Consider the following 13,598-nt stretch of genomic DNA (forward strand, 5'->3'; position numbering starts at 1 on the left):
TCGTGGAGGGTTTATTTTGTCTAATAAAGTACCATTTTCATTTATAGTAGTGATTGGGTTAATGTTATTTGCCCTATTCTTCGGGGCAGGAAATCTAATTTTCCCGCCAATGCTTGGTCAGTCAGCTGGAACGAATATCTGGTCAGCTAATGCAGGCTTTCTCGTAACCGGAGTAGGATTACCGTTACTTGGTGTAATGGCACTGGGTTTTTCGGGAAAAGATGATCTGCAATCATTAGCAAGCCGCGTCCATCCCGTGTTTGGTATTGTATTCACAACCGTTCTTTATTTAGCCATTGGTCCATTATTTGCAATGCCAAGAACAGGAAACGTATCTTTTGAGATCGGTGTCAAACCATTTTTGCCGGAAGGTTTCGGGCCGCTGCCTTTACTTATTTTCACCATCATCTTTTTTACGATTTCGTGCCTTCTTTCGCTCAATCCTGCGAAATTTGTCGAAATTGTGGGGAAAATTTTAACACCCATCAAGTTAACGTTCATTGGAATCCTGGTGATAGTCGCTTTTGTTCATCCAATTGGTGATTTTCAAGCACCTGCCAAAGGCTATACGATTCAACCATTTTTCAACGGGTTCAAAGAAGGCTATTTAACAATGGACACTCTTGCATCTTTTGTTTTTGGAATCATCATCATTAATGCCATAAAAGAAAAAGGTGCTAAAACAAAAAAACAAATAATGATCGTTTGTGGAAAAGCGACCGCAATTGCTGCCGTTATCCTTGCTACCTTTTATACAGCTCTCTCTTACATGGGTGCTTCAAGTGTCGAGAAATTTGGACACTTGGATAATGGAGGCAATGTCTTAGCAAAAGTCTCGGATTACTATTTTGGAGCATATGGTGGGCTATTATTGGGATTGATGATCACAGTAGCTTGTATAACGACGAGCGTTGGACTCATTACATCGTGCTCGACGTACTTCCATAAATTATTTCCAAAGCTGCCTTACAAAACAATTGCAATAAGCTTATCCATATTTAGTGCAATAATTGCCAATATTGGACTAACCGAGTTAATTGCAATTTCCGTACCTGTAATGACAGCCATTTATCCATTGGCCATTGTATTGATTTTCTTAACATTTTTCCATTCCATATTTAAAGGAAGGCCTGAAGTTTATCAAGGCAGCTTATTTTTAACATTCATCATCAGTTTAATGGATGGATTAAATGGAGCAGGGATTCACATTTCGTCCATCAATGATTTCTTCACTAAAATCCTTCCAATGTACGATACAGGGCTAGGGTGGGTCATCCCTGCAATAGTCGGAGGAATAATTGGGTATGCCTTCAGCATCTTACGTCCGGGTCATAATCATCAAATTGATTAAATGATATAAAATCGGTCCAGGAATCATTCCTGGACTTTTTTTTCTGTCGAATTACTTTCCTGTAGGCCGATTTATTTTCTTGTAAGTCGAATTATTTTCCTGTAGGTCGAATTGTCCTCATCGACATATGTAATTTGACCGTTTTGTTATCAATTTGACGGACACCTATAATCTCATATTGATTGAAAAAAAAAAACTGCGATAAAGGCAGCTCCGGCTATAGCTGGATAGCAGGATTTAAAATCCCATTTCTTGTATCTTCTTATTCGTTCGTAATTTCTTCAGCAATTGAAAAATTTGCCCCCTATGATGTGATTCATGTTCAATCAAATGGTAAACGACCCACTCAGGCGTGACGTCATATTGGTCAAGCACCCTCGGTTTACGCCAATCCGTTAGATTCATTGAACGGAAGTTTGAAAGAAAAACTTGACGTACTTTATTAAGGCGGTAGAAATGTTCTTCTAATGTTTGTCCTTCAATATGTGTTAGGGAGCCATCATCAGTACGGCATTCCAATGGAAACAAAGCACGGATTTCCGAATCCCATTCCGTAACAAGTACCTCCTCGTATAACCAATCTGCCTCGACCAATGCTATGTGATATAACATCGAGCCAATCGTTTGCCTTTCATCCATTTTCGAATCGAGTGAATTTTGGCTGATTCCAGTTAATTCCGTTATAAGCGTACGGCGAACATCTTCTAAACACCATAGCCACCGCCCAATTTCTTCTTCATATTCCGGTAATGCAGATACAATTAACGCTCTTCTCTCCAACAGAATCATCCTCCTCTTTTAAAAATACATTCTATTTAAAATGTTTGCTTCCTTCTTTACATTGAAATTCCCTGTTAATAATGAAAAAAGAGCAACCTTCAGATTGCTCTTTCGTTTGTATCTGATTTTTTCGTTTTATGTTATCTGTGACAAGTAAATCGATATTAACTCCCCAAAAAAAGATTGGATCTCATCTCCTCTGATATACGCCTGCTTTGTAGATAATCCTGTTCCCGTTCTTGTTCAACCATTATGCGTTGCTCCAGTTTTTGAGCATATAGTGCATAGCCGATACCATGAGCCTGAAACATTGCTTTTTCCATTGCCGACGTGTACGTTAATTCGAGAAAATTAATGAAGAATCAATCCTTTCCAAAGTAAATTTCGTACTCATCTTATCATTGAAAATGATAACTTACAAAGTTACTACAGCTCCATATTCACTGATAGTTCAGATTTCCTGACAGCTGTTCTTATCACCGTGTACGTAAACGCCATATCCCTCCACCTTCCTTCATTTTCCTTTTTTAATTACAAAATCCTCCAAACTTTTTAAAAAAATCAAAAACCCCATTAACAAATTGGTTAATGGGGCTGAATGTTTATTTATATGAACCGAAAATTTCCTTTGCCAATCTACGCCCAGTCGGAGTGGCAGCAAGGCCGCCTTCTGCCGTTTCACGTAGTGCAACTGGCATGGTCAATCCTATTTTATACATGGCATCGATAACTTCGTCACATGGAATGCGGCTCGTAATGCCTGCAAGTGCCATATCAGCTGCCGTTATCGCGTTAGATGCCCCCATTGCGTTGCGTTTCACACAAGGAACTTCAACCAAACCTGCCACTGGATCACAAACCAATCCAAGCATATTTTTCAGTGTAATTGCCATTGCTTCCGCGGCTTGACTTGGTGTACCGCCGGCCAGTTCTACAATCGCAGCTGCCGCCATTCCACTTGCCGAGCCCACTTCTGCTTGGCACCCACCAGCTGCTCCAGAAATGGAAGCGTTGTTTGCTACCACGAATCCGAAGGCAGCGGAGGTGAAAAGAAATTCAATCATCTCTGCCCGGGTCGGGTTTAGTTTTTCTTTCACGGCAAACAACGTACCGGGAACCACGCCCGCAGAACCGGCAGTCGGAGTGGCACAAATCATCCCCATTGCTGCATTCACTTCGTTCGTCGCAACCGCTTTACTGACGGCATCCAATAATAAATTGCCTCCGAGTGCCTTGCCCGTCTTGATATAATTTTGCAAAAGAACGGCATCCCCGCCCGTTAGGCCTGTAACGGATTGCACCCCTTTCAGACCTCTTTCCACCGCTTGTTCCATCACTGTCAAATTCCTGTCCATCTTTTCAATGATCTGTTCTCTCGACAAGCCGGAGAATTCCATTTCTTGTAAAATCATGATTTCCGCGATTTTTACATTTTTACTTTCAGCAAGTTCAACCAACTCTGCTACATTTCGGAACATGTTTTTACCTCCTTATCTATACCAACACTTTTAAAAATTCTCATTCAACCATCCTTATGACTTGCGAAACGTTTTCCAATCCCTCAATTTCTTTCATGATATCGCCCTTGATCTTCTGATCGACTTCAATCACCATGAGGGCCATTTGACCTTTTTCTTTTCGTGAAACTTCCATATGCCCAATGTTAATTTCATGATTCGCCAATACTGTCGAAACCGAAGATATGATTCCAAACACATCGTTGTGTACAACTAAAATGGCTGGGTTTTCACCTGACAATTTAAGCTTGAACGTATTCAACTCCGTTATTTCTATTGTTCCCCCGCCAATGGAGATCCCAACAAGCTCTATTTCTTTATCCTCGTCGAACAGTCTGATCTTGACTGTATTAGGATGATCCATCACCGTATCCTCGATTGTAAAGGTAACTTCCATACCCGCTTCTTCCGCTATCGTCAATGAAGTGGGAATTCGTTCATCATCCGTATCGAAATCCAAAATCCCGCCTACGACAGCAACATCCGTACCATGTCCCCGGTAGGTTTTTGCAAAAGAACCATACAAAGAAATGATGGCTTTCTTCGGTTGTTTTCCAAATAATGTCCGTGCTACTCTGCCGATTCTGGCAGCTCCTGCTGTATGTGAACTAGAAGGTCCAATCATAACAGGACCGATTATATCGAATGCAGATCTGTATTTCATTGTTCAATGCCCCTTTTCTGGCAATAGATTTTTTTAACGGCCATTCATTATGCCGCTTTTTGCTCTTCATTCACCCTTATTTGTGAAACGGTCCTGATCTTATAATTCTTGAACACGATCGAGCCAAGGAAACCAACCGCTGCTCCCACAACTGCACATATTCCAGCTGTGATCGTCACCTTTATAGGGTCATTGAAACCGTACATAACTGCCAACCCTGCAATTGGTGTTGCCGTCCCTGTCGCATTATTCACTAAACCAAACATGGCCACGACCACACCTGCAGCCGCTCCGCCAATGAAATTGGTTGCATAAACAGGAATTGGGTTTGCAGATATGACATCCGCTTGTGTCAAAGGTTCTATCGCAACCGCAATTGTAGTACTTCTATCTCCAAATTTCAAGCGATCGAACAAAACAAAGTTCATGAAAGATGATCCGAATACGGCAAGGGCCCCGATTGCCATAGGAAGTCCCGTCAATCCAAGCATTGCTGTCAAGGCCATCGAGCTTAATGGTGCAGTGGCGACGACGGTGATGACTCCTCCAAGAATGATTCCCATTAAGATTGGATTACTGTTTGCCGTTTCCGTAATGATTCCTCCGATATTCAAAAGCGTTGCATTGACCAAAGGCGTTAAATTCTCACCAATAAACCGAACGAGCGGTGCTGCAATGATGATTGTAACGATTAAATCCAATCCAGCAGGGACTTTTTTCTCGATCACTTTCACAAGGAAAGCAACGAGATATCCTGCGAAAAATCCAGGCAGCAAACCTAAACCAGCACATGAAACACCAAGTAATAGAGCATATACAGGGGAAACCCCTAGTGCTAATGCAACAAGTGAAGCCGCTGCAACGCCTCCCATGCTACCTGCCGCATCCCCTACTTCTCCAAGGAATTTGATATTAAATAAATCCCCTCCGACATACCGCTGAAATGCTTCCACGAGAAAAGCGGCAACCGCTGCATTGGCAAGAGCACCCATTGCTTTCATCCCTTTTGGGGCTTTAAAACTGAATAAAGAAAATAAACCAAGTACCAATAATAATAAGGCCGTTCCTTTTAAGATTTCCATTAACGTCTCTCCTCTTAGTGAATAGCTAGTATACTTTGACTTAATATTTATAGGCGAACTACTAATTCATTTGCGATTTTCCGATTAAAGAACAATCTCATCGGTCCTTTGTTTTCGTTTCATAGTTGGCTGTGTCTCCAATTAGAATTTCCTAAGAAAAATAAGGAATAGAATTAAATGAATTCCTATTATATTAAGATATCTTTATTCCACCTGGAAATGTAAACCCTTTCATTTTATATCTCATATTAACATATATCGGTATGCATACCTATCAAAATTTTTAAATTTTCGAGCGGAAGTAATGTTTGATTTTTCAGTATTTTGAAATAATTAAATCAACTTTTAATAATGAGTTTAACTGCTTGACCCTTTATGAAGAATATTGAAATTGAAAACGTACTGGTTCATTTGGGTTTTCTTCTCTCTGTTTTTCAATGTATTTGGGAAGCTCATCTTGATTTAATCCTAGCTATAAATCAACTCCCAACTTTTTTCTAGTGAGATCACTCGCTGTTTCTGCAACATTTTCCCTTTCTTGCTTGTACACTTAAAAATGCGCGTTTGATAAAATTCCTTCCTTGATATAGGGACCAATCTGGATCTATATGGAGATAAAGAGGAGTGTATTTGGAGAGCTGCGATGTTTTTACCGAACGTTATAAAAGTTTTATTGAAAAATAACTTCATTTGGAAATAAAAAAGACTATAGGCAAACACGACTTTCATCGAGGTTGTCTACAGTCTGTAGTGTAGCTTTCATTCAATATAAGAACCGATCTAACTCGCTTTTTTCACATCCATGGATTCAGCGGCTCCCCAAATTTCGGACGCCCATTCAGGATGATCGATGAATGGATTGCGGTTATTCTGCCAGTCATAAATTACATCATTTCGGTGGCTCTCGAAATCGTCGACTGGATCGAGATCATTCCATTTCAAAAGTGTCGATAGCTTTCCGTGAAGCGGCTTTGGATACGTATTGACTGTATCGGACAATTCCAGATCCAACTCACCGTTTCCTTCATAACGGACGGCCATGTAAAATAGCATCCGGGCTATATCGCCTTTAACATGATCCGGCGGCTCCCATGAATCTGAATCAAACTTACATTCACAGCCACTATATGTTTGACCGCCCTCGTCAAAATCAAGGTGGCCCCGTTTACCATTCACTGTCACATCAGCTGGGCGGAGGTGATGAAGGTCGGTCCCAGGGCCTTTGCTTGTTCCAAAATTACCGTGGGACTTGGCCCAAACATGTTCACGGTTCCATTGTCCGGCATTGCCTCCATTGGCGTTCTTCGAAATAGATTTTCCAGAGTAAAGCAAGATGACATTCTGTTTGTTATCCGGATCTTCATCCGTTTCTTTAAGGGCATTCCACACTTGATCATAAGATAACATCGTATGGCCCTTGATTATCGTGTGCAGAACCGATTTCAATTCCGTTCCGGTTTTTCCTGCCGCCGTTTCATAGTAAGCTTCAAGCGGCTTATCATTCGATACGGTCAGCGTGAAACGGGCAACCACTTCCGATTGCTGGTCCTCGGCCTTTACTGCGACAAGGTATGTTCCAGCTTCATTTGCAGGAAGGGTTAATGTCGGGCCGGTGACATTACCGATCGTGGATGAAAAGGTAAGTTCATCTCCATCCGGATCTGAGAAGTGCTCACTCAAATCGATAGTGACCTTGGAACCGGTTTTCACTTCAAGATTTCCCAGTTTTTTCGTTACAACTGGCGCATGATTTTCTTTAGGGTCGAAAGGAGAAGCAATTGCTTCCCCTTTTGAATCGAAAAACTTGATATTCTTCGTGTCGACACCTTCTGTTACAGACCATTTCTGAACATTTTCAGCGCCCCTGATTTCTTTTACATTGGCGTTATCAATGATGACTGCCTTCACCGCCATGCCTCCAAAATCAATGATTGCGCCTTCCTTATCCGGTTTGACAGCCACAGTTGCATTCTTCAGCCCAAGGCCTTTGAGTACAGCATAGGAACCTTTTAACCAGATACCTTCTTCGATGTTGGATGTTTCGTCAAGATCGATCAAAACACTAGGTGAAGCAATTGTAAGCCTTTTTGTTTTAATGTTTGTTAAATGATACGTTTTTTCCGGAGCAGCGGGTTCAACTCCCCCTGATTCAGTTAAAGCAGTTTGAATCAATACAGGGTCGTGATCGCTTGCCCTTCCATGCACTTCCATGAAGGATGAGTTAATATGGACAATGTCGACTTTCGTGGCTGCCGCCATATTATTCGATACCAGGATATGGTCCAGTACTTGTGAATTGCCTTGATATGTGTATGAATAACGTTTTTCAAAAGGGACTCTCTCGATCATATTAGTTAAATCTTTACCCTTTAATGTTTTAAGCGGAGCTGAAAATTCATAATCATTAAAATCTCCAAGTAAGACGATATTCGCCTTGGCATCCTGTGACTTGATATCACTGACGAACCGATTGACGATGGAGGCAATTTGAAGCCTTTGCGTCTCACTTGAAAGGAAAGGAGGTTGGTTTCTCCCGAATAGTGGCTGATCGCCGCCCTTCGAATTAAAATGATTGGCCACCACCACTACATTTTCCCCTTTAAATTCGAATTGAGCGGCCAAAGGCTTCCGACTCGAAGTGAAGGCAGGATCTGTAGGCTCGATTCGTCCAGGATTCAATGTAAGTTTTCCATCTTTGAAGGCAACGGATTGAGTCGCCGTTCCTTTCGTTCCCTCCGTTAATTTGACACGGTCGACATTGTATAAAAAGCCTACACGGATATTCCCGCCAGGTGCCCCGCCATCACGTTTATCTTCTGGAGCGATATCGATGAATTGATATTGCGGGCCGCCCAACTCTTTTATTTTGTCGGTCAATTTCTTGGCACTTTGAGCAGAATCCGTTGTCCCGCTATCTGTTGCACCATCATTATCTTGCATTTCCGTTACGCCGATGATATCGGGTTGTTTAAGATTAGTAATGATGGATGTTGCGATCGTTTCAACTTTCGAGTTAGCGGTTTGAGTGGAGAAATTCTCGATATTATAGGAAGCGATCGATAGTTTATCGGAATCCTTCTCTAGGGAAGTCACTTCCCGAACCGTTCCGCCATCCTTTAGCGCCGGCAGCTTATTTTTATCCGTCAATACCCTATAGTTGCTATATCCATAACTTATGACACCCGTAACCGAGCCTTCAAAAGAATCACCAGTTTTCGCCACAAATGATTCATCATCCATATCGAGGGTTATTCTTTCAGGATTGAAATCCGTTTCCGTTATTTTGACACCTCTAACTGCAGTGCTCGTTTCCATATTCCCTGGGATCACGACCAATTCACCATAGTCTTGAGGAGCGACCACTTTCGGGTTATATACTTGCACGAGCATTCCTTCCAAACTCTCATAGAAATCAATGCCATCTTCAGTCGGATTGAAGTCTGTCAATCTATCATCATCGATGTTCTCAGACGGCGGAATGACATCTTCTCCAATGATGATCGGTTCTGGTATCGCTACAGTGCCAAGCTTTTCAATAGTCGTATTAGTCAATTCAGTTGTTGGCAGATCCGTCGTTTTCATTTCAGCGTATCCTTCGACATACCACTCAACGACTTTACCGGCCACTTTGACATGATCTCCCGCTTTTAGGCCATGCGCTTTGTTGTACACAAGTATTCCCTCTGAAGTCGTTAAGTCCTTATCTGGATTCAGATCTTGCATGTAAAAGTTATTCGCATCTTTTACATAAGTGACGACACCTTCCACACCTGAGACGAGCTGATTCTCATATGATGAAAAATGATTCATTCCCTGGATGTCACGAATCTTCAAATCATTGGTTTTGATAACGGTATAGGCAAAAGTGAACACTTCCGATGTCTTGTCGTTGACAGCGATTGCCTTGATGACAGTATCTTTCGTTAAAATGATAGGTTCTGTATACAATGCACTTGAAGACGTCGGAGTGGATCCATCCAGCGTATAATGGATCTTCGCTTCTTCCCAACCCGAATCAAGTGATACTTTTGTATTTTCACTTACCATACCAGGGAAAATATCCGTGTAAACTGCTGGCTTGTTCACCAGTTCATAATCTTCAAGACCACGTGGCTTCAGTTGATACGTGTCATTGAATTGCGATGATATTCCGGTTACGGAAATGACATCCCCTTCTTTAAAGCTCTTCAGGAAATCTTCATAATTCGAACCGTTCCGGTTATCATGGCGAACGATAACAGAGTTCCCTTTAGTGTCTGCCGCCTTGAATTCGAATGTTCCATATGTTCCCGATGCGGCCAATTCTGTAATGGTCGCTTTTTCAATGGTGACCAGCTCACCTTGTGTTTCCCCATTGACGCCAGCCGCGTCAATTTTTTGGATTTCAGGAAGTTCATTCCCAGAAGAAACGACTTTAAGGGAAGTTGGTTGAATTTGTAATTCCTTATTATAAGCGGATACTTGTCCGATTAAACGAACCTTATCCCCTTGCTTTACATCCGCAGGCCATGAAGAACCATATACATATAGCCCAGCCGTTTCATCTTGAATATAAAAGCCTTTTCCTCCCCAATATCCAAGCCCTGTGGTGACCACCCCATCAACCTGCACAACATCTTCCGTATTCGTGCGGGCCTCGGCGATGGATTCCAGAACCTTCACATCAGGCTGTTCAGGAGGTGTTCCCCCATCAGTGATGATTGTGTAATCCGTTGCTGATTTCAGACCTGGTACTGAAAAATATTTTTCCAGCTTCCCCGTAATCGTCACCTGTGCTTTAAGTAAATCCGGATGTTCGACTAGATTCAAAGCCGTTCGGATATTTCCGGCTGGAAGCTGAACAGGCATGATTTTCTTTACATCCTTTTCATCCGGACTATCTGCAATACCTATATTCGTACCTTCAGTAAAAGGCGATGTATGTTGATAGCTTGTACCGCTTTTAGCTGTACCGACGATGTATCCCTTCACCGTTGCCGTTCCGCTGTTATTATTAATCGCTTCCGTTACCGTTATTGTCCCTTCCGCTTTTGCAGCGGCTGCATATGGCAAAACCGTTGATAGCACGATCAATATGGCAAAGAAAAGCTTGCTTATCCCATTCTTCTTCAAGATCTCAACCCCTCCAACTTTTTACGTAGGTGCAGCAATCATTTGAATACCGCTTAAAAAATGGTTTCACCTTTCACCGTGACACCGTTAATACTCACGGTTTTACCGTTAAGCCCCGATAAATTCAAATTGCCTTCGACTGTAACATTTGAAAAGGTAAAGCTATCTGATGGAGTTCCTGTTAATGTAAGATTCCCTTTAACCACTGCATTTTCTAATGAAGCGATATCCGTGATATCCACAACTACATTACCTTCATGGTTTTTTGGCGCATCAGCCGTTCCGCCAAAGTCTTTAGCCAATACCAAAGTCGGGTCTGTAGAGTTTCCGGCCACATCTTTGATGCGTCCTTCAATGCTTGGATCGACAGTTTTCAGCCCGCTTACATAATCCCGTAGATTCTCCCAATCAGCGAGTCCGATATCCGTCACTCTTCCTTCTTCATAAGCCTTCTTGAAAACGGAGAATCCATCCCCGCCCTTAGCTGTAAATGCATTGGTCGCCACGACATATTCCTTCGTTGCATCCAATTCGGAATATGTTCCATCTTGTCCCAGGACTTCAACCTTTGTCACACGATTGCCTGGTTCCTTCGAACTGTCGTAGCTGAATTTCATCCCTGATACATGCAGGAAGCCTCCATTTTCCTTAGGAGCAAGGCTTACACTATGCTCTAATGCTTCATTGATTTCTGCACCCGTAAGCTTCATCGTCGCCAGCGTATTCCCAAACGGTAAAACGGTCAGGATTTCCCCTAAAGTGATCTCACCTTGGTCGATGCCAGCGCGGATGCCCCCGCCATTTTGGAAAGCAATGACCGCATCCTTATTAAATTCTTTTGCTTTACTAAGCATTCCGTCCGTAATTAAATTACCCAATTCCGTTTCATTTTTACGAACACTCGGCTTCGTTGCATCTCCTGCATCGCGCGGGGTTTCCAATGCCTTCACAGCTGATGCACCAGTCTTCGTTTCCTTCAGCTCCTTAATCTTCGAGGAGTATGTTTCGAGAACTTTTGCCGCTTCGGCATCATCCTGTTTTTCAGAAAGCTTAATCAGCTGTCCGGCTTGTCCGACAATCTTGCCTTCCTTATCGAAATTCACATCGATCGTTCCTAAATAGTCGCTATATTGATACCCTTGAACGATGACAGTCGGCTCTTTCGTTTTCCCTTTATCATCCTTGTCAATAACAACGGGAGCGTCTAACTGCGTATGGCTATGTCCTCCCACAATCACATCGATGCCCTTGACCTTGGCAGCTAATGTTAAATCATTGTCATAAGCTGGATTGTCATCGTAACCAATATGGGATACGGCAACTATCTTATTAACCCCCATGCCTTTGAACGCCTTGACCGCTTTTTCGGCTTCTTTAAGATAGTTTTCAAATTCTATACTTCCAGGACTTGAGATATCTTTCGTTTCTTCAGTTGTAAGCCCGAAGAAACCTACCTTTTGACCATCCACTTGTTTTACGATTCCATTGTATATCTTCCCTTGCTCCGGCTTACTTGAAATCAAGTCCGAGAATAGTCCCTTAAATTTATCATCTTTGGAGAAGTCCACATTCGAACTGACAAATGGGAACTGTGCCCCTTTAATGAAGTCTGCCAAAGCTTGATGCCCCTCAGCGCTTGATCCCAAATCAAACTCATGATTCCCGAATGTCATGACGTCGTATTTCATTAAATTCATGAAGCGAAGATCCGCTTGCCCTTTGAATTCATTAAAATAGAGTGTTCCCGAGAATACGTCACCAGCATCAACCAAAAGAGCTTGCGGCTTACTCTTACGCACTTCTTTAACAGCTGTCACCCTTTTGGCCACATTGTCCAAGTGGGCATGCGTGTCATTCGTATGCATCAAGGAAAGCGTGATTGCCTTCGCTGGATTTTTCAAAGCTTCTTCAGCAGCGGCAACTTTCTGATCCGCCAATGCTATTTTAGCTTGAAAATCCTTACGGTCAGACTCCTTGATTCCATTTAAATTGATGGCAGCTTTCGCTTTTTTAGCTGCGTTTATCTGTTCTTTCGTTTTAAGTTCCCCATTGGCAAGAGCTACATAGGCATTGACCCGTTTTGCCACTTCTTTTTTCTTTTCTGCATATACCGCATCATCATACTTGCCTTTCACTTCTTTCACATAAGCATGTATGGCTTTTCCGAGTTTGGATGTTTTGCTGACCTTTTTCAACTGCGAAGAAACGGTATTCATCCGCTTGTCTGCGGTTTTTAAATCACCTTTCGTCACCCAGTAAGCAACTTTTTCATAGTAGTACGGCACTTTCAGGTCACCGTTCAAAGCTGTTTTGGTCGATTTAGTGAATTTATCGTATAAAAGCTTTTCGATTTTCGCACCGTAAACCGTATCTTTAATGGCTTTGTCTGTCTTTTTCACAGCTTTATCCAATGCATTGTATTGATCCCTGATATCATTTGATTTCTTGGCAATGATTGAAAGGGTAAGGGCGTTAATCGATTTATCATTGGCAGCCTTTGCTTTTTCTGCTGCTTTATACCCTTTTATATATCCCTCTGAACGAGTGATGTACTTATCATAAGCTTCGATTTCTTTGTATTTGGCATCTTTTTCTTTTTTGCTTAACATTGATTTTTTAATGGTAGAGTTGATGTCTTTTTTTGCTTGTTTTGCTGACTTGATTTGTCTCTCAACAGTGGACACGGAAGCGAGTTTAGAAGAGTAGAAATAGGTGTCGAATGGTTTTTTGATAGTGGCCTTTGCCGTTTTGATTTTACTATTCAGGCTAGTGGCAGCATCTGATGGTGCAGGTGCTACTGCTACGATCGTTGTCGCAGCCATTATGGTAGCTGTTGCAATTTTTACGATTTTCTTTTTCCCCATTATAGTTTAGCCCCCCATATGTTCTATACTGATATAACATATTGCTAACATACCCATAGAGTTGACATACTTTTCAAAAAATTGAATCTAGATAAATTTAATTACTTATACACAAATCCCCCTACTTTTTTCCTCTAAAGATCCGTGTATATCCTATATTACAACAAAAAAATCCAATTTTAAAACAAATTTACAATCTAAAATGAAATTTTAACAGAATATTATCAT

Annotated in this window: 8 protein-coding genes; 1 reads left to right on the forward strand and 7 read right to left on the reverse strand. The window is 41.8% G+C overall.

Annotated elements, in window-relative coordinates:
• The first annotated feature begins 16 nt into the window (after window positions 1-16).
• Complete coding sequence (brnQ, locus tag ACFX4L_RS16205) at window positions 17-1,351, forward strand: branched-chain amino acid transport system II carrier protein (RefSeq protein WP_377384911.1); 1,335 nt, start codon at window positions 17-19, stop codon at window positions 1,349-1,351.
• Between the two features lie 237 nt (window positions 1,352-1,588).
• Here the strand turns inward: brnQ and ACFX4L_RS16210 are convergent, their stop codons facing one another.
• The 7 genes from ACFX4L_RS16210 to ACFX4L_RS16235 all read right to left on the reverse strand — a co-directional run bounded on the left by ACFX4L_RS16210 (window position 1,589) and on the right by ACFX4L_RS16235 (window position 13,370).
• Window positions 1,589-2,131: a DinB family protein gene (locus tag ACFX4L_RS16210; RefSeq protein WP_377384909.1), complete on the reverse strand. Its 543-nt coding sequence runs from the start codon at window positions 2,129-2,131 to the stop codon at window positions 1,589-1,591.
• Window positions 2,132-2,295: 164 nt separating this feature from the next.
• A complete protein-coding gene (locus ACFX4L_RS25410) occupies window positions 2,296-2,454 on the reverse strand; it encodes a YuzK family famiily protein (RefSeq protein WP_472673206.1) in 159 nt (52 codons plus the stop codon).
• A gap of 279 nt (window positions 2,455-2,733) precedes the next feature.
• Window positions 2,734-3,609: an L-serine ammonia-lyase, iron-sulfur-dependent, subunit alpha gene (gene sdaAA / locus ACFX4L_RS16215; protein ID WP_089362772.1), complete on the reverse strand. Its 876-nt coding sequence runs from the start codon at window positions 3,607-3,609 to the stop codon at window positions 2,734-2,736.
• 40 nt (window positions 3,610-3,649) lie between these two features.
• Window positions 3,650-4,312 (reverse strand): L-serine ammonia-lyase, iron-sulfur-dependent subunit beta, encoded by a 663-nt coding sequence (gene sdaAB, locus ACFX4L_RS16220; RefSeq protein WP_061465145.1) that lies wholly within the window; start codon window positions 4,310-4,312, stop codon window positions 3,650-3,652.
• Between the two features lie 47 nt (window positions 4,313-4,359).
• A complete protein-coding gene (locus tag ACFX4L_RS16225; protein ID WP_061465147.1) occupies window positions 4,360-5,394 on the reverse strand; it encodes a PTS sugar transporter subunit IIC in 1,035 nt (344 codons plus the stop codon).
• Between the two features lie 780 nt (window positions 5,395-6,174).
• Window positions 6,175-10,506 carry an endonuclease gene (locus ACFX4L_RS16230; RefSeq protein WP_377405651.1) on the reverse strand — a complete coding sequence of 1,444 codons (4,332 nt, stop codon included), beginning with the start codon at window positions 10,504-10,506 and terminating at the stop codon, window positions 6,175-6,177.
• Between the two features lie 53 nt (window positions 10,507-10,559).
• Window positions 10,560-13,370: a bifunctional metallophosphatase/5'-nucleotidase gene (locus ACFX4L_RS16235; protein ID WP_377384904.1), complete on the reverse strand. Its 2,811-nt coding sequence runs from the start codon at window positions 13,368-13,370 to the stop codon at window positions 10,560-10,562.
• Window positions 13,371-13,598: the final 228 nt, after the last annotated feature.

The sequence above is a fragment of the Peribacillus sp. YIM B13482 genome, from assembly GCF_042787975.1.
Lineage (GTDB): Bacteria > Bacillota > Bacilli > Bacillales > DSM-1321 > Peribacillus > Peribacillus simplex_A.

What these genes read in the sequence shown, in the direction of transcription:
- ACFX4L_RS25410 (WP_472673206.1), bottom strand. Translation starts at nt 2,454, where the DNA reads ATGGAAAAAGCAATGTTTCAGGCTCATGGTATCGGCTATGCACTATAT.
- sdaAA (WP_089362772.1), bottom strand. Translation starts at nt 3,609, where the DNA reads ATGTTCCGAAATGTAGCAGAGTTGGTTGAACTTGCTGAAAGTAAAAAT.
- sdaAB (WP_061465145.1), bottom strand. Translation starts at nt 4,312, where the DNA reads ATGAAATACAGATCTGCATTCGATATAATCGGTCCTGTTATGATTGGA.
- ACFX4L_RS16225 (WP_061465147.1), bottom strand. Translation starts at nt 5,394, where the DNA reads ATGGAAATCTTAAAAGGAACGGCCTTATTATTATTGGTACTTGGTTTA.
- ACFX4L_RS16235 (WP_377384904.1), bottom strand. Translation starts at nt 13,370, where the DNA reads ATGGGGAAAAAGAAAATCGTAAAAATTGCAACAGCTACCATAATGGCT.